The organism is Peribacillus simplex (genome assembly GCF_900156045.1).
Lineage (GTDB): Bacteria > Bacillota > Bacilli > Bacillales > DSM-1321 > Peribacillus > Peribacillus simplex_D.
This window is the reverse complement of record NZ_FTMX01000004.1, coordinates 17,430-34,689: the sequence shown is the minus strand read 5'-3', so window position 1 is coordinate 34,689 and position 17,260 is coordinate 17,430. Positions and strand designations below refer to the sequence as shown.

The 17,260-nt window shown below is 36.3% G+C and carries 21 protein-coding genes and 2 pseudogenes; 7 read left to right on the top strand and 16 right to left on the bottom strand.

Annotated features, from left to right (window positions below; all coding sequences use genetic code 11):
- Nucleotides 1-44: 44 nt before the first annotated feature.
- The 8 genes and pseudogenes from BW986_RS14505 to BW986_RS14465 form a co-directional block, all read right to left on the bottom strand.
- Nucleotides 45-1,025: an ABC transporter substrate-binding protein gene (locus tag BW986_RS14505; RefSeq protein WP_076368593.1), complete on the bottom strand. Its 981-nt coding sequence runs from the start codon at nucleotides 1,023-1,025 to the stop codon at nucleotides 45-47.
- Nucleotides 1,026-1,579: 554 nt separating this feature from the next.
- Entirely contained in the window at nucleotides 1,580-2,332 is a 753-nt protein-coding gene (locus BW986_RS14500; protein ID WP_076368592.1) for a DeoR/GlpR family DNA-binding transcription regulator, read from the bottom strand.
- A 184-nt stretch (nucleotides 2,333-2,516) separates the two neighbouring features.
- Nucleotides 2,517-2,786, bottom strand: coding sequence for a hypothetical protein (locus tag BW986_RS14495; protein ID WP_076368591.1), 270 nt, complete (start codon nucleotides 2,784-2,786; stop codon nucleotides 2,517-2,519).
- 491 nt (nucleotides 2,787-3,277) lie between these two features.
- Nucleotides 3,278-3,784: pseudogene (locus BW986_RS14485) on the bottom strand (transposase); the annotation flags it as partial.
- 200 nt (nucleotides 3,785-3,984) lie between these two features.
- Nucleotides 3,985-4,650, bottom strand: a complete 666-nt coding sequence (locus BW986_RS14480) for a hypothetical protein (RefSeq protein WP_076368589.1) — start codon at nucleotides 4,648-4,650, stop codon at nucleotides 3,985-3,987.
- A 183-nt stretch (nucleotides 4,651-4,833) separates the two neighbouring features.
- A complete protein-coding gene (locus BW986_RS14475) occupies nucleotides 4,834-5,334 on the bottom strand; it encodes a DinB family protein (protein WP_076368588.1) in 501 nt (166 codons plus the stop codon).
- A 234-nt stretch (nucleotides 5,335-5,568) separates the two neighbouring features.
- Entirely contained in the window at nucleotides 5,569-6,465 is an 897-nt protein-coding gene (locus tag BW986_RS14470; protein ID WP_076368587.1) for an RCC1 domain-containing protein, read from the bottom strand.
- 187 nt (nucleotides 6,466-6,652) lie between these two features.
- Nucleotides 6,653-7,198, bottom strand: a complete 546-nt coding sequence (locus tag BW986_RS14465) for a TetR/AcrR family transcriptional regulator (RefSeq protein ID WP_076368586.1) — start codon at nucleotides 7,196-7,198, stop codon at nucleotides 6,653-6,655.
- Nucleotides 7,199-7,420: 222 nt separating this feature from the next.
- On the opposite strand from BW986_RS14465, the gene BW986_RS14460 reads away from it, so the two are divergent.
- From BW986_RS14460 to BW986_RS14450, 3 genes are read left to right on the top strand one after another with little or no spacing between them, the layout of a single operon-like run.
- Entirely contained in the window at nucleotides 7,421-8,176 is a 756-nt protein-coding gene (locus BW986_RS14460) for a carboxymuconolactone decarboxylase family protein (protein WP_076368585.1), read from the top strand.
- A gap of 18 nt (nucleotides 8,177-8,194) precedes the next feature.
- A complete protein-coding gene (locus BW986_RS14455) occupies nucleotides 8,195-8,941 on the top strand; it encodes an SDR family oxidoreductase (protein WP_076368584.1) in 747 nt (248 codons plus the stop codon).
- A gap of 29 nt (nucleotides 8,942-8,970) precedes the next feature.
- Nucleotides 8,971-9,381: a cupin domain-containing protein gene (locus BW986_RS14450; RefSeq protein WP_076368583.1), complete on the top strand. Its 411-nt coding sequence runs from the start codon at nucleotides 8,971-8,973 to the stop codon at nucleotides 9,379-9,381.
- Between the two features lie 588 nt (nucleotides 9,382-9,969).
- Here BW986_RS14450 and BW986_RS14445 read toward each other — a convergent pair.
- The 3 genes and pseudogenes from BW986_RS14445 to BW986_RS31405 all read right to left on the bottom strand — a co-directional run.
- Complete coding sequence (locus BW986_RS14445) at nucleotides 9,970-10,128, bottom strand: DUF1540 domain-containing protein (protein ID WP_076368582.1); 159 nt, start codon at nucleotides 10,126-10,128, stop codon at nucleotides 9,970-9,972.
- 629 nt (nucleotides 10,129-10,757) lie between these two features.
- On the bottom strand, nucleotides 10,758-12,014 hold the full coding sequence (locus BW986_RS14440; protein WP_076368581.1) for a cation:dicarboxylate symporter family transporter: 1,257 nt from the start codon (nucleotides 12,012-12,014) through the stop codon (nucleotides 10,758-10,760).
- Nucleotides 12,015-12,294: 280 nt separating this feature from the next.
- A pseudogene (locus BW986_RS31405) lies at nucleotides 12,295-12,611 on the bottom strand (IS110 family transposase); the annotation flags it as partial.
- A 317-nt stretch (nucleotides 12,612-12,928) separates the two neighbouring features.
- Between BW986_RS31405 and BW986_RS14430 the strand changes: the two are divergent.
- The 3 genes from BW986_RS14430 to BW986_RS14420 all read left to right on the top strand — a co-directional run bounded on the left by BW986_RS14430 (nucleotide 12,929) and on the right by BW986_RS14420 (nucleotide 14,239).
- On the top strand, nucleotides 12,929-13,243 hold the full coding sequence (locus BW986_RS14430) for an ArsR/SmtB family transcription factor (protein WP_076368579.1): 315 nt from the start codon (nucleotides 12,929-12,931) through the stop codon (nucleotides 13,241-13,243).
- Nucleotides 13,244-13,323: 80 nt separating this feature from the next.
- Nucleotides 13,324-13,752, top strand: a complete 429-nt coding sequence (locus tag BW986_RS14425; protein ID WP_076368578.1) for a DMT family transporter — start codon at nucleotides 13,324-13,326, stop codon at nucleotides 13,750-13,752.
- A gap of 13 nt (nucleotides 13,753-13,765) precedes the next feature.
- Nucleotides 13,766-14,239 carry a DMT family transporter gene (locus tag BW986_RS14420; RefSeq protein WP_076368577.1) on the top strand — a complete coding sequence of 158 codons (474 nt, stop codon included), beginning with the start codon at nucleotides 13,766-13,768 and terminating at the stop codon, nucleotides 14,237-14,239.
- Between the two features lie 820 nt (nucleotides 14,240-15,059).
- On the opposite strand, the gene BW986_RS14410 is transcribed toward BW986_RS14420, so the two are convergent.
- Nucleotides 15,060-15,497, bottom strand: coding sequence for a terminase small subunit (locus BW986_RS14410; RefSeq protein ID WP_076368575.1), 438 nt, complete (start codon nucleotides 15,495-15,497; stop codon nucleotides 15,060-15,062).
- 76 nt (nucleotides 15,498-15,573) lie between these two features.
- Between BW986_RS14410 and BW986_RS30715 the strand changes: the two genes are divergently transcribed.
- Nucleotides 15,574-15,750 (top strand): DUF8096 family protein, encoded by a 177-nt coding sequence (locus BW986_RS30715; protein ID WP_260320859.1) that lies wholly within the window; start codon nucleotides 15,574-15,576, stop codon nucleotides 15,748-15,750.
- 262 nt (nucleotides 15,751-16,012) lie between these two features.
- Here BW986_RS30715 and BW986_RS14405 read toward each other — a convergent pair whose 3' ends face one another.
- From BW986_RS14405 to BW986_RS14395, 4 genes are all read right to left on the bottom strand, one after another.
- Nucleotides 16,013-16,351: a hypothetical protein gene (locus BW986_RS14405; RefSeq protein ID WP_076368574.1), complete on the bottom strand. Its 339-nt coding sequence runs from the start codon at nucleotides 16,349-16,351 to the stop codon at nucleotides 16,013-16,015.
- Between the two features lie 168 nt (nucleotides 16,352-16,519).
- Nucleotides 16,520-16,684 (bottom strand): hypothetical protein, encoded by a 165-nt coding sequence (locus tag BW986_RS30245; protein ID WP_179086081.1) that lies wholly within the window; start codon nucleotides 16,682-16,684, stop codon nucleotides 16,520-16,522.
- Nucleotides 16,685-16,724: 40 nt separating this feature from the next.
- The gene (locus BW986_RS30240) at nucleotides 16,725-16,865 is read right to left on the bottom strand and encodes a hypothetical protein (protein WP_179086080.1); all 141 of its coding nucleotides are present in this window, start codon (nucleotides 16,863-16,865) and stop codon (nucleotides 16,725-16,727) included.
- A gap of 23 nt (nucleotides 16,866-16,888) precedes the next feature.
- On the bottom strand, nucleotides 16,889-17,239 hold the full coding sequence (locus BW986_RS14395) for a hypothetical protein (RefSeq protein ID WP_076368572.1): 351 nt from the start codon (nucleotides 17,237-17,239) through the stop codon (nucleotides 16,889-16,891).
- Between the last annotated feature and the right edge of the window lie 21 nt (nucleotides 17,240-17,260).

Here is a 17,260-nt window from a genome sequence, read left to right as displayed (position 1 = left end):
TGATTAAAGGAGGAATCCTTATCAGCCTATTTATTGAAAGATTCTTACCAACCTTGGTAAGAATCTAATGTATCTTGAGTTACAAGCTCAACTGGAACTTTAATAAGCTCCTCAACTTCTTCACCATTTTTCACTTTCATTCCGATTTCAACAGCTTTTTTGATCATGTTACTAGGTGACTGAGCTGAAGTTGCAGCAATTGTACTTCCTTCCTTTGCCATTGCTTCTGTGGCTTCAGGAGCACCGTCTACTCCGACAATGAAAAATTCATCTTTACGATTCGCTTGCTCTTGAGCAATTTCAACACCAATTGCTTCTGGATCATTAATCGCAAATACAGCGTCAATAGAGCCTGATGAATTAGCTTGTAAAATACTTTCCATCACCGTTAATGCCTTTTCGCGATTCCCTTCTCCATTTTGCTTCGCAATTACTTTAATTTCGGAATCCTTTATTGCATCTTCAAATCCTTGAATACGATCAGATACAGCCGAAACAGGAGGTCCATCAATAATAGCTATTTTTCCTTTTCCACCTAATTGTTCAATCACATATTCTCCGGCTAGTTTACCAGCTTGATAGTTGTCTGAAGTAACAGTGGCATCGACACCACCTTCAGCATTAGTATCTACAGCAACTACTGGAATATCAGCAGCTTTGGCCTGTTGAACAGCTGCCGCAATTCCTTTTGTATCAACAGCATTTAATAGAATAATATCTACCTTTTTCGTAATAAAGTTTTCAATTTGAGCTGCTTGTTTTGCTAAATCATAGTCAGCGCTTTCAACTAGTACTTCAGCACCTAATTCTTTTCCTGCTTCTTCAGCACCTTTACCCATGGAGACGAAGAAAGGGTTTGCTAAACTACCCACCGCTACACCGATTTTTAATTGTTTGTTACCTTCTTGTCCTTCGTTACCGTCTGTTGATCCATTTGATGATTCACTAGCCCCACTACATGCCGTCATCGCGGCAATTACAAACGCCAAAACTAGTATCCCTAGTATTTTTACATATTTAACCATATTAATCCCCCTAGTTTTTGAAGATGAAAATAATTAGCTACAGACGAGAAATTGTTACCGCTCTCAATCTTTTAAACTAGATCACCTCCTTAAATGAATATTTTTGGTTGAAATAATGGAAATATGGTTGATTTTGATAGTTTTTTCAAATGACATTTAATTAATTGATAACGCTTTCATATCTTTTATAACAATATAATTACCCTTTAAACGTTAGAATTATTATTGAATGAATTTGGTTGATTTTGATTGATTTTGATTATATTAAAACTGTTTATAATTGTCAACGGTGTCAATTATTCCAAAAAATATATTAATAACATAAAATATTAAACTTTCAAATGGAATGTTTAATACATGGAGCAGATTTTCCCTCTTTGTTAATTGGCCACATTACAATAAATCAAGCATTCTTTATTATATTGATACAACAAAGGTGGAAATTTCCAAAAAAATAATTTCAGAATCTCCTTCAAAAAAAAAGCTGGTATTCTAAATGTCTGAATCAGACAGTTTGAATACCAGCTTTCCTTCAACGATAGCAAATTTAGTTTTTAGTCCCTCACAATAATTAGTTCCGTTTTCTCCTTATATTTTCCTAACGTTATTGTACCTTCTTCATTCGTAATAACTTTTGTCTGGTTTAAATCTGCAAACTTAGAAAATGATACTTCTCCAAATTTTGTATGATCTGCTAATACAAAGGCCTCACGTGACAAAAAAATGGCTCTTTCTTTCATTTGCGCCTCTTCTGGATCTGGGGTAGTCAATCCAAAATTATAATGAATAGCGTTCGCACCCATGAAACACTTATCAAATCTGTATTTTTTTATACTTTCATATGCATAACGTCCAACTGTTGCTTTGGTAATCTTTTTAACAAATCCACCAATAAAGTATGTACATATATCATTTTCAAGTAATGCATCTAAATGATCAATTCCGTTTGTAATGACAACGATATCTTTTTGTCTTAAATGTTTGATCATCTGATACGTTGTTGTTCCAGCATCAAGATATACACAGTCGCCATCCAAAATTAGTTCTGCCGCATATTTTGCTATCTTAGCTTTTTCCTCAAGGTTCTGCGTTATTTTCTCAAACACACTTGGTTCGTCTCGTTTACTATGTAAAAGTGAAGCTCCACCATGTACACGTTTTAAGTAGTTCTGCTTTTCTAATTGATCTAGATCACGACGCAAAGTAGATTCTGAAGTATTTGTTAATTCTACTAGCTCATGAATCTTAACATTCTCCTTTTCTTTTAATAGCTTTAATATTAATTGATGCCGTTCCGTAATAAGCATGATATCTCCTCCTCGTATTACACTTCTATTTAAAGGTGCTTCGTGTATTCTAGTTTAATTAATTTAAGTATATAGAATGGTGCAGTGACATGTGAGAACTATTAGGGGTACCCCCCCAGAAGAAAAAGGAGCTGTTGATCAACTCCTGGTAATGAAGTAACGCACCTGTTTGTTCAATAAACATTTAAAATCCATTACCCTGGAATATTATTCTCATTAATTCAACAGCCATAAAGTAAACTAAACCATCAAATATACTAAAACCTAAAGCTAATTTTCTCCAAAGTCCTTTCTCACTGAGAAAAGAGAAAGAGAAGGATATAATGATTCCACAAATCATCAATACACGAAAAGTTGTTACTCCAGGGTCAATTACTTGTGTTATAGTTCCAGCAAAGAAACAAATAACCAAGATAATTAAAGCAAACGAAATAACCCCTAAATATTTTTTCATGATTAACCACCCTTCTCCTCTAATTAATTTTATCAAATCTCGGTAAATATGTATTTTTTTATTATCAGATTATCTACCCCCTTAAATAAAAAAAAGAGCTGTTCATCACAGCTCTCTAAAGAACTGTACCAGCTAATAGGATGTCAATATCTTTCTCTGAAAATTTCATTTCCCATATGATATATTATTTTTGTTCATGACAAATAGCCCTCCAAAACCCTTTTGGAAGGATTTTTCTCTGTTTCACAAAATCGTTAATCAGGCTAAATCTAGGAATGCTTCCTTTCTTTTGGCTGTTTTCGCTTACTTTGTTGCTATTTTCCAAGTAAAGCGGTGTGGTTGATTTCCCCTCCAGATGCTCGCTTTCCGCGGGGCGGGCAGTGAGCCTCCTCGGCGTAAACGCCTGTGGGGTCTCACCTGTCCCGCTGCTCCCGCAGGAGTCTCGCACTTACGCTCCTATCAACCTTAAATCGTTTCGTTTTAAAAACAACAATCTTTACGAAAAGAGCCTTTCTTTTTAATAAAGCGTAAATCCAATGAAGCAACTTATTCATACAGGAAACGATTGACACTTTGGTCGGTTTTCCTTCTGATTTTTTCTTATCATAGAAGGCTTTAAGCTTTTTGTTCCTTGAACTTCTTATGCCGCAAAGTACGGCAAGATACAGAGAATGACGTAATCTGCTAGAACCTCTTTTAGTCATACGATTAATGGTTGCCTTAAACTTACCCAATGCGTAAACACTTGAATCTACTCAGCGAAAGCAACCAGTTTTTTCGGATGATTAAACCGATCGATTTCACCCATTTCAGAGATAATCGGGGCTGCGATTTTTTCTCCGATACCGGGAATCGATTGGATGATCTTATATTCTTCCAGTTCATTTGCCAGGGCCACTATACGATCTTCCAAATCAGAGAGGTGCCCCCTGGTAATGAAAAAGCAACTCTATATACATACGAAGATAGATTACGTGACTTTCATACACGTTTTTTTTGGAATGTATTTCGAGATGCGTTCTATTGTAGATAATTCAATCCAATTTTCCATTTGAATAGCCACCTTTACGATGCTTTTAATGAGGGTTATTATATCACTTCTTATACAACTAACCTGCCCTTTAGTTCCATAAGAAAAAGCTGCCTTAAAGACAGCTCCGATCTTCAGCTAACGCACCATTTAGCTGAACAAGAATTATCATTGATACCCATTTAATTTTTGAACAGAAACATAATTAGTTTTAGAACTGTTGAACAATACAACTTCATTATTTGATAACCACTTTAGTTCCCCTAAATGTCGTCTGAAAAGTAATTCATCTGGCTTCCCAGATGCCACCATTTTTTTTGCTATTTCTTGTCCGTTTATATCCTTGACTATCAAATATATCTCACATAGGTATAGACTGTGCTTTATAATAACTTCAGCTTTATAGTTGCGATTTGGGCTACTCTTTGGTTTCTTCCAAACATAATTGGTTTTATAACCAGCTTTTTTCACACAGTTATAAGCATCATCGAATGGAGTGCTTTCCCAGTTATTCAGTTTAACCACTTTATCAATACCTTGCTTTAATTTATCTAGTATTACTTCTTTTTTCTTTTGGTCATCCAGTTTGAAAAATCCAACTACATCATAAAGAATTTCCACATCGCAAAAACCATCTATAATAGTTAAATTCGGCTTTGGAGTTTCCTTTACACAGAAGATATTGATTTGTTTAATTTCAGTTGTATGAAACTTTGAGAAACATCTTTCGTAAAGAGATGTTATACATCTGGATTGAAAAGATAAGTTTTTATCCACTTCTGCAATTCCTTCATCATCATCATCCGAATATAAGAGAAAATGTTTTAAAATCATTATTTTTCATCACCTATTGATAGTTTCTAGACAAAGTATTGTTATTCCTTCTTCCACTAAACTGCCCCGTTAGTTGCATAAAGAAAGAGCTGCCTTAAAGGCAGCTCCGATCTTCAGCTAACGTCACCTTTTTGAAGAAAAAATGGATTACTCTTCTCTTGCCTATTTATAATGAATAACATTTCAAGAATACCAATAAAAAGCATAATCAGTCATAACTGAAGAATCACCCAACTGATGTAACATAGCTGAAATATTCCCTCTATGATAGGTTCCATGATTCACAACGTGTAAGACCATTTCAGATATACTTGTTTCTCTTAATCCTGCCCATGGATTATCCAACATTATTCTCTTTTCCATATCTTCCTGTCTGTTCAAAAAGGATTTAAACCGAGATGTTAAAGTGTGAAATTCAGTTTCTAAGTCTTCAATGGGCAGTTTCTCAATCTTTTCTTGAATTTGAAATGAAGATTGCATTGCTTCATTCATACTCTGCCCCTCGAGGGTATTAAGCCATCCATATTCCACCAAATAGAGATGAGATAAAACCTTTGAAACAGAAGAAAAGACACTTTTCATTTCCTTTTGATATTTCTCAGGAGAAAGTGTCTTAAGATGATCAATAATCCGTTGATTTGCCCATACATGATAGTTATATAGACTTTCTACATGATTTGCCATACAATCGCCTCCTTATCATCACGTTTTTTAATATTCTTTATCAGAATGAATTATTCCTTAAAATATTATTACCTATCTGATGAGATCTTCAATTAAATGGCCCAATTGTTGAACAAAGGTCAAAGCACTCTTCAGCTAAAGCACCCGTTGGCTGAAGAAGGAATTTTTATCTTTTATGTTTAATCCTTTTTTGGATTTATTAGTTGCAGGAACTGTATCCTTTTTACCCGAAAACTAATTGTTGGGCAGTTGGATACCGCGCCAGCCGCTTACATCGCATTGGCCATATTCATTATCACCCACAGCCACCACCGTGCCGTCCGATTTAAGACCGACGGTATGTGCACACCCCGCCGCTATCGCCACAATATCGCGCCAATCATTTACATTACATTGGCCATACTCATTCAAACCCACAGCAGCCACTTTACCGTCCGATTTAAGGCCGATGGTATGTTTACTACCCGCCGCTATCGCCACAATACCGCGCCAGCCGCTTACATCGCATTGGTCATGTATATTCAAACCCACAGCCATCACCGTACCGTCCGATTTAAGACCGATTGTATGAAGATACCCCGTCGCGACCGCCACTATGTCGCGCCAGCCGCTTATATTGCATTGGCGATACCGATTATTACCCACAGCCGTCACCGTGCCGTCCAATTTAAGACCGATGGTATGCCAGTCACCCGCCGCAACCGCCACAATATCACGCCAGCCGCTTACATTGCATTGGCCTTCATTATTTCGACCCACAGCCACCACCGTGCCATCCGATTTAAGCCCAATGGTACGACGCCACCCCGCCGCAACCGCTACAATATCGCGCCAGTCGTTTACATCGCATTGGTCATGCTTATTCCAACCCACAGCCGCCACTGTACTGTCAGATTTAAGACCGATTGTATGAGCATTACCCGTGTTCGTCGCCATATGAACATTACCAGCTGCGACCGCCACAATATCGCGCCAGCCGCTTACATTGCATTGACCCTCATTATTTCGACCCACAGCCACCACCGTGCCATCCGATTTAAGCCCAATGGTATTACAACGACCCGCCGCTATGGTATCTTTAGGCCACCGTTTCACCTTTAACGCCGCTTCTTTCGGTGAAATGTAATCCATGTTTTACCTCCTTGAAAACAAGACCTATTTTTTTATTGTATCACTTTTGCTTGCTAAACTAACCTGCCCCGTTAGTTGCATAAAGAAAAAGCTGCCTTAAGACAGCTCCGATCTTCAGCTAACGCACCCGTTAGCTTAAGTATATTCCTTCACAATCTTCGTTTAAATCTGAAAAGCTTTCTTATAACTAAAAGTTCCTATCCAACAAAATCCCCATCTGTTCTGCCACAACTTGAGTTGGTTCAGATAATCCATTGGCAATCCACGCTGTTACTAACTCTACTATAGCTGCTCCAAAAAATTTAAGAATTAAATCCTTATTTAATCCTTGATTCTTTCCTTCGGTCACATCTACTTCACCCTCTAACTCCTCAATCACAAATTTTAGGAAATGACTACGAAAAGTAGTGGCTCCTTTACTTGCTAGCATGGTTGAAAAGAATGAAGAATTACGTTCAAAGTATTCAAACCACATCAGATTTCCCTCGACAAAATCCAAATCAGCTGCCGATTCGCATAGTTTCCTTAATTCGTTTATATGTTCTTCAATGAGCTTATCCAGTAAATCAAATTTATCGATGTAATGATCATAAATGGTTCTTCGACCGACGTTTGCCCTGTCAGAAATATCTTGTATCGTAATATGATCAAAACTTTTTTCAGACAACAGTTCAATAAAAGCCTTTTTTATTGCTTCTTGAGATTTTTGTACTCTTCTATCTACTTTTGGCATTGTAGTAATCACCGAGCTTTCTTAAAAGTTATCGTACAAATTAAATCAACTTGTGCAGTAACGCACAAATCACGGATTTTGATTATTGCAGTTACCCTCTATTCATTTTATATTATATACAGATGTGCGATAACATATCAATGTGCGATTTACTAACACATCAACTTTTACTACTTTTGAAATAACAAAAGAGTTAATTGATTTCATAGAGGAGGTTTAATAATGAATCGTGTTGAAAGGAGCAAGGATAAGTTCAACCAGCTATTTGGTGAGGGAGTAACTGCCGCACATGCTACTGATCCTGATTTTCAGAACATACTGAGCCATTTCATTTTTGGGGAAGTTTTTTATCAAGGCAATTTAGATGACAAACAGCGTGAATTAATTACCCTGGTAGTGCTCGCAACCAATCAGACGTTGCCTCAACTGAAGGCACATGTTAGTGCGGCACTGAATGTTGGTCTTACACCTGTAGAAATCAAAGAGGCTGTTTATCAGTGTGCTCCGTATATCGGATTCCCGAAAACATTAAATGCTATCAATGAGGTTAATGAGGTTTTCAAAATGAAGAATATCGCTTTACCGATTGAAAGTCAAAATACAGTAGATGAAGATAATCGTTTTGATATAGGACTTGCAGTGCAGGTTGAAATATTTGGCGATGTAATTGCAAAAATGCGGGAAAATGCTCCAACAAACCAAAAGCATATACAGGATTATCTTTCTGCTTTTTGCTTTGGAGATTTCTACACTCGTGGCGGACTTGATTTGAAAACACGAGAGTTGTTAACTCTCTGCATCATCAGTGCTTTGGGTGGTGCTGAAGGTCAAGTTAAGGCACATGTGCAGGGTAACAAAAATGTGGGCAATGACAAAGAAACATTGATCACTGCCATCTCCCATTGCCTTCCATATATGGGCTTTCCAAGAACACTGAACGCATTAGCGTGCGTAAATGAAATTATTCCTGAAAATTAAGAAAGGGTGTTATTTATTATGTCTAATATTCAAGATAAAGTTGTCATTATTACTGGTGCTTCTTCTGGAATTGGAGAAGCTACTGCAAAAGAACTTGCATCTAAAGGTGCAAAGTTGGTAATCGCAGCTCGTCGTGAAGAACGTTTAAAGAAACTGCAAGATGAGATTCAAACAAGTGGCGGACAAGCTATTTATAAAGTTACAGATGTGTCTTCTCGTCAACAAATGGAAGAACTCGCTGCGTATGCTCTTAAAGAATTTGGAAAAATTGATGTGCTAGTCAACAATGCTGGAATCATGCCACAAGCGTTTCTTGCTGAAAATAAAGTTGACGAGTGGGATAAGATGATTGATGTAAACATCAAAGGTATTTTGTATGCTATTGCTGCTATCGTTCCATCTATGAGAGAGCGTAAATCAGGTCACGTTATCAATCTTTCTTCTGTAGCTGGACATAACATTTACCCAGGTGGAACGGTTTATTGCGGTACAAAATTTGCAGTAAGAGCCATTTCTGAAGGCTTGCGTCAAGAAGAAGCGATGAGTGGCACGAATATCCGTGTAACCAATGTTTCTCCTGGAGCTATTAGCAGTGAGCTCTTAGAAACGACAACCGACCCAACGATGAAAGCAGGATTAGAGGACTTTTATCAAGTAGCCATTCCTGCAGAAAGAATTGCTCACACTATCGCATTTGCAATCGAACAACCAAAGGATGTAGCAATCAATGAATTAATTGTCCGTCCAACTGTTCAAGTCGGTTAATAATAATAAAATTTATTGGAGGAATTAAAATGGCAAAACATGAAGAAGTAAAAAATGGCGTTATTTTCCCAGCTGGCGAGAAAAATGAAGCATATGCACAATACTTTGTGGGACAAAGTTATCTTCAAGGATTAGTTGCTGACCCTAAAGTGAATGTTGGTGTTGGAAATGTAACTTTTGAACCTGGATGCAGAAATAACTGGCATATCCATCGTGATGGATTTCAGATTTTATTGGTAACTGGTGGCGAAGGATGGTATCAAGAAGAAGGAAAGCCTGCTCAATTCTTAAAAGCTGGCGATGTTATTGTCAATCACGATGGTGTGAAACATTGGCATGGTGCAGCAAAAGATAGTTGGTTTGAACACATTGCAATCACTGCTGGTACTCCTGAATGGTTGGAACCAGTATCAGATGAGGTATATAACAAAGTAAAATAATTACTATGATTGAATAAGAAAATTAGCCGATTCTTCCTAATTTGAAGAATCGGCTTTTTTCGTAACTTATGAAGAAATGTGCTTAAACAAAACTGCCCCGATAGTTGCATAAAGAAAAAGCTGCCTTAAAGACAGCTCTGATCTTCAGCTAACGCACCCTTTAGTTTAAGTACATTTGTTCACATGTTAGTACAAATAAAAGGTGAATTAAAAAAGAGCAGATAATTTTTAGTTATCTGCCCTTCCTTCTTAACGGTTGGAATGACTATTGATTGCCTAGACTAGAACATTATCATTACGACCAAATGTACAACATTATATCCCGCTAATACTATTGAAAATCCACCAAATATATAAATACTTACTTTAATAAAATTATTTTGTTCATTAATTTAATAAAGTTTTTAAATTGATTTTCAAGTTATATCCCCTCTTGCATAGTCGTGCTAATTAAATTTTTTTTTAGGTGACAGCCCCCATTAAAATGGTAAAGGAACCCGGTATGACTGCATACCGATAGGGGACTGTTCCTATTTCTCGAATAAAAAAACCGGGCGGCATCAGCCGTCCGGCCCATTCTGTATTCCATTATTGTTTGCGAAGTTCAAAGGTTTTACAAGCCGTTTCCTCAACATTGTCAGCATCATTGTTATCAAGGCCCACGACATAAATGGAGTCAGCAACACATTGATTCCCCTCGGCCCAGTACGTACAATTCTCTACGTTACACAAAACTTCGAGTTTCATAAAATGTCTCCTCCTCTTTATCGTTTAGTAACATATTCCCGTTTTTGGACATGGATAAACTCACATAAGTTTCTTCCTTCTTCTAGGGAATTACCCAAATGTCTGTAAAACCAAGCTCCCACTAGCCTTCTTTTGCTGACCATAAGAGCAAATAGAATGGAATTTGCCATGCCTTCCGCTGCTTCTGGAGGCAATTATCAAAAGGCTGACGAAGCAGCCAAACCTACTTAAACTAACACACCCGTTAGTTGCATAAGACTTTTAGATTAATGTTTGATCAAATTGATAATAATAACCTTGATAAACAACAAAAAGAAAGAGCGTGTTTTGAAAAAAAGATTGATCAAAACACGCTCTTAATATATTCAATTCAATCATTCTTTTATAAAAAAGTTTGATCATTTTTGGGACCCTTACTCAATAAAAGCGCCCGATTGCGGAAGATCGATATATAGTATATGATAACTAAAATTCGGAAATCACTCTGGATTACTTGCTTCAGATACTATAATTTTGAAGTTTTACACCAAAACCATAAAAACATTATCGCGGTTATGTTGAGGAAGAACCTCCAATCATTTAGGTTAATTTCTTCAAAGATAATTCCTATTCTTAGTCATTAAACTCGGTCATGAAACATTCTGCGACTTTATTCTCACTTCATTAAATTGACCTTCCCATTTAGAGATGACGATTGCCGCAAGTGAATTACCAATAACGTTTACTACTGTACGTCCCATATCAAGAATACGGTCGATACCGGCAATAAATGCTAAACCTTCAATAGGAATACCAACTGTTCCTAATGTCGCTAAAAGAACTACGAAAGATACACCTGGTACACCCGCAATCCCCTTAGATGTGATCATTAACACTAGCATTAGCGTAATTTGCTCATACACGCTTAAATCAATTCCATACATTTGAGCGATGAAGATAGCTGCTAACGCTTGATATAATGTAGAGCCATCAAGGTTAAAGGAGTATCCAGTCGGAATAACAAATGTAGCAATATGTTTCGGACATCCCGCTTTCTCCATTTTTTCCATGATTTTTGGAAGAACCGATTCTGAACTTGCTGTAGAGAACGCAAGGATCAATTCTTCTTTTAGAAGTTTAATCAAAGTAAAGATATTGAATCCTACAAACTTCGCTATAAGACCCAGAATGACAATTACAAAGAAAATCATTGATCCGTATACAGAAAGTACTAACTTTCCTAACGGAATTAAAGATTCCAAACCGAACTTGGATATGGTCACACCGATTAGTGCAAATACCCCGATAGGAGCAAATTTCATGACCATGTTAGTTAGGTAGAACATTCCTTCAGCTGTTCCTTGGAAGAAACGGAATACTGGTTTACCTTTTTCACCGATAGCCGCAATACTAAGTCCAAACAACACGGAGAAGAAAATGATCGCTAGCATATCGCCTTCTACCATGGCCTTAACTGGATTGGATGGCACAATGTTTACAATTGTAGCTACGAACGATTCATGCTGCTTGGTTTCTGCTGTATCCACATATGTGGAGATATCAGTTTGTTCCAGATTATTCATATTCACACCAGCACCAGGCTGGATGATATTCGCTGAAATTAAACCAACAGCAATCGCTATCATAGTTACCACTACAAAGTATGATAATGATTTAGCACCTAGTTTACCTACCGCTTTCAAATCACCTACACCAGCAACTGCAACGATAAGGCTTGAAACAATGATCGGCACTACAATCATTTTAATCATTCGTAGAAAAATGTCTCCGAATGGCTGTAAAAAGTTTTGGGCCGCCTCATTACCATAAAAAATGGCACCAACTATAATCCCTAGAATTAAACCAATGAAAATTTGGCTAGCTAAACTTAATTTAAATTTCTTCATTTACTTTCCTCACCTTTCCTTTTTCTTTATGCTTAAGCTCTTAATACTTTTTGACCTTTGCTACCTGACTCTGAATCCCCTAACGATTACCATTGTTAATAATAACTTTACTTTTCATTTACTTTATCATCGAAACTATATCATCCTACAAAAAACTACAAAAACTCACAATTATTATTTTAGAATATTCAGAAATGTAAACGCGACCATTTTTTTCACGCATGCAAATATGCGAAAGAACAAGTATAGGAATACTTGTTCTTTCGCATGTTTGTATAATTAATGATTCCCACTTCACCTTCCGTAAACTGGTCTTCTTTGCCTGATAAGAAATAATCGGATTTAGTAAGATATATAGAATCCCTTGTTCCTCCAAGTTTTGAATAACAGGAGTATGGTAATGCCCTGTAAATTCTAAAATGACCATAGGCATCTGCCCTGTCACCTCTTCAATCTCTTTTAAAAAGTCTAAAAAATGATCTAATTCCTCTTTGATGTACTTCACTGAAAAGCTCGTCCCATACGGTTTAGATGATCTAAAAATGCCTGAACTTGACTCCCTCCTTTTGCCACATCCAGACCGACAACTGGATTTATTGTTTTCCCCTCCTCTACTTACTTACCAGTACCCCTAGTCCTCCATGTAGTGTTATAGCTTCGCTTGTTATACGAGATCTACGTCCCAACCAGCCTCAAACATGTTTCTACAAGTAGGGGGCGGACAGTTTAGTTTACGGGATCAAGTCCCACGCACCCGTTAGTTGAACAAGAAACAGAGCTGCCTCAGATTGTTAATGATTGTAAGCTTAAAGAAATCAGATAGTTTTATCAACTGTAATCTATTTCTTTCACATGCTAATCTTATTTTTTCTTCAGCTTGACATATCGAGAAATCCAGATATATAATTACACCCATGGAACCAATTAATGTATTCAAAGCGTTATCTAACGAAACAAGACTCAATATTCTAGAGTGGTTAAAGGAACCCGAGAAGCATTTCCCAAAACAAGGAGCTCACCTACCAAAGGAGGTAAGTTACAAAGGCGGAGTATGTGTTGGGGATATTCAAGAAAAAGCCAAAATTTCTCAATCTACCGTTTCTAGCTACTTAAACATGATGCAAAAATCTGGTCTACTTGAATCGATTCGTCATGGACAATGGACATACTACAGTCGCAATGAAGAATTTATTCAACAGTTAGCTAAATATTTTAAAACAGAGATCTAATTTATGTTGGATTTCTGTTTTTTTACAAGTTATATCTACTTTTCTAGATATTTAATTATATAAAAAAGGAGATTTTATCTATGCGTTTTATATTTTATTTACTAGCCCTATTGGCTGGAGCAGCACTTAGCTTTGAAGGAGCTATCTATGCTGAACTAGGAAAAACAATTGGACAAATAGAAACAAGTTTTTATAACTTCTTTATGGGTTCGATAATCATGGGGCTGTTATGGCTCTTTTTTGGAAAAGGTAAGCTTTCCTATACACTCGAAGCACCTAAATGGTCATTACTTGGAGGTGTCTTGGGTGTTGTTTATTTAACCTCCATTGTTGTAAGTGTCCCATTTGTTGGTGTTGGCATAACAATGGTTGCTGTAATAATCGGACAATTAGTAATGAGTATGATTATTGAACATTTTGGTTGGCTTGGTAGTAAGAAAACCAGGATTAATAAGGAAAAGATTTTTGCAGTTATTTCAATGATTATCGCACTTATTCTAATAAACTAGGAGGTCTATAATTATGGGTTTATTTATGATTTTATTTACATTGATTGGCGGGATCACATTAAGCGCACAATCATCTATCAATGGAACATTTAGTAGAAAAGCTGGAACAATTGAAACAACATTTTTAACCTTTCTCACTGGAACAATGTTTCTTACCATTTTCATTTTATTTTTTGGTAGGGGAAATGTACTTGCACTTCTAGAAGCACCTAAATGGCAATTAAGTGCAGCATTTTTGGGCACTATGTATTTACTTCTGACTGTGATGGCAGTTCCTAGAATTGGGGTTATCGCAACTAATATTGCTGGTATAGCTGGTCAACTTGTGATTGGTGTAATTATTGATCATTTTGGTTGGTTCAATAGTTTAGTCATAGAATTAGATATTAAACGTGCATTCGCATTACTATTTGTGATTATTTCCCTTTATTTTATCTATAAAGGGAATAAACGCTTAAGCGAAGAAACCCAAGCACAAAATATTTAATTAAACTAACATGATGCACAAGTAAAAAACTTAATTTCAAATAAACGTTGTTCCCTACAATAGAAGCCAATCTTCCTAATTAGGAAGATTGGCTTTTTTTAATGTTTTGTGAAATATTAACTTAAACTCTCCTGCCCCGTTAGCCATCCATGAAGCGCAAAAATCAGCGCTTCACCACAGAGAATGAAAATTGGTCTCTATGTCGATAATGTTTTAATGGCTGGCGAAGAAGGTCGTTGAACTATGGTGCCTTTGATCCCATCCGTTAGTCTGACTCCGACGGCCACGGTGTACCACCGACTGTCGCGCCCTTTATGGGTAGCACTCATGGGAGATTAATCCTTTTTTGGTCGTCGTGCCAGCCTCTACTTAATTTGCTATGAATGGAGGTTTTTGTTTTACGATTTACCAATCTCAATCAGATCACTCATAAGGATCAGTCTTTTTTAAAAAGCGTTTTTACTGGGTCTATTTTGTTGTGGTTTTTTCTGGATTTTGAGCTTTTTAATTTTCATGGGAGTTCATCAAGGAAATCAACAACTCCTTTAACAGAGCCTTCTTTTAAAAAAGAGCAGGCATTAGCCCACTCTTATATTTCTTTAATGACTGGTTTACCCAGCTTGTTCTCAGAGGACAATAGTTCCTCTAACTGTACTGATTCTCTGTAGGAATCTCACCATCACGCATACGTTGTTTTTTATCTATAGCCTTTTGAATGATGTTTCCAATGTATTCAATATGCGGAGCGCGCTTGTATCTTCCTTGATGCGTATAGATAACGTAATCTAAATAGCTTTTACGTGCGATTGCCTTTTTTACCTCATTCAGTGTTGGCAGCTTTAGAGAGGATTGACTCAATCTCCTTCAACTCCTCGACTGACAATTTACTGAGATCTGTTTGATTGTTAATGTTATGTGTAGTCTCACCACTGATTTCCTGCTTCTCGATGAACGCTGCATTCGTTTTAGCTATATACTCAGAAGCCTTCAAACGATGTTTAGGATCCATCTCTTCATTACGCAGGGTATCGCTCCAAAATCGTTTTACTTCTTCCATGTCAGCTATTCTAGAATCGTCTAGTTGCTTGTTACGCTCTTCAAGGTATGGGGCAATCTTGGGGTTTCTAAGTAGTTTAAATCCCTCTTTTGCTGCTGTATTATCATTCTTAGACTTGTATACTCGCTTATATGCTTCTGTGGCATTCCCTGTCTCGATATAGTAATCAGCAAACAGCTTTTGTTTCTCTGTTAGCTTCATGTCATCTACACCTACCTCCCTCAATAATTATCTGGTATCATAAATAAAGTTAAATCCAATACTGAAGGTGAACTATTTGTCAGAAGAAGAAAACAAAAGCTATGATACATCCATCGTTTATGACTATAAGGACTATCCTGATATAAATAGTGGACGATGCGATAATTGCAATAATGCCCAATTCAAAAGTTCAGTGAAGGACTTTCTCTATATCCGCGAATGTCGTTCGTGTGGAATGAAGAAAAGTATTTGACCCTTGATGGGTCTTTTTTTATTTTAGCTTTGTTAAAAATTAATGTTGATTTTTAACAAAGAAAAGACCACCTTTAAGTGGTCTTTTCTAGTGCATCCTTATGGAACTAACTCACCCGTTAGTTTTAGTACAATCCTTCATGCTGCGTTAATTAAACAAAAAAGCAATGCCTTGTTTTAAAACGTACCCCTAATTTCAAGAATAAGTAGTGAAATTTCAATTAATTCATACATACTCGCAAAAGATAAAAAAGAGTAACTACTTAATTTTGGTTACTCTTAATTAATTTCTCTAACTGTTTCATCTGTTCCTTGAGATCATCAATCTCTTCCCGCATCTTATCCTTCTCTTGATCTGACTTAAAATCACCCACTTGTGACTGAAAGTCGTCAGAAACATCAGTATTTAGCTGAATGATTGCTCCAATAGTCGACAAAGCATCACCCGCAGTAGACAATATATCGCCAATAATATCTATGATATTCCCAGTATTATTAGGCGGCTTATATTTAAAATTACCTAATGAAGAATTAGAATTCGAGTTATTACTGTTATTGTTGGCTGCAGGAGCGATAATATAAGACCTTTTATCCTTATTCATGAACACCATCCCATTCTATAAATTAAACAGTAAGATGGACATAAGTAATCATCTTTCTTCTTATTTCGGTTATTCTATAATATTCACCCATACTGATAAAGGTGTGGAGTTGATTTCCTTTTAGAACTAAACTGCCCCGTTAGTTCATCAATAAAATCAACAATATTTTTAAACAGAACCTTTATTTTTTTTTGTGATCGCCCCTCCTCTTTTCCTTGAGAAGGTATCTCTGTTCATCCCCATGATTTCTTCCCAATCTCGATGGCTCATTTTTTCAGATTTCTTCTGTAAAAGTTTCTTCTGCTCTTTTAGAATTCTTTCTGACAGTTTCATCGTTCTCACCCCAATAAAAAAAGCACCCCCGATAAGGTGCTTAAGTTTCATTCTCACTCTCATATTCACTTTTAAGTAATCTCATATACTTTTCATTGTTTATAAAACAAGCTGTTTCGATATATATTTCTCTTGTTTCTTTTTCATCTATTTCCTTACCGTGACGCACTTCTAATTTCAACCTTTTCCACTCTGCTTTCAATATTACTTGTTGATAATAATGAATGTCTCCATCATTTTTTTTATAATATCGAAATCAATATCTTCTTCTACAAGCGTTTTTTTCATGATTTTTTGTAAAGTGATTATTTTTTTAGATACTAATTCTCTAGGATTTAAATAAAGCTCAATTAAATCTGCATAATAAATAACTTCTGGATATATATAACTTTCTTCTATAGATGGTACTCGGCCCTGCTCCATTCCTTTTTGTACATTGGCAAATATATAAAAATTTTTATTAAAATTGCTAAAATGTTCTCTTAAACTATTAATCCATTTTATCCGTTCAGAATTAATATTATTTATATACCTAGTTTTTTGTGAAGCATACAAATTTGCAATACCTAAAATAAT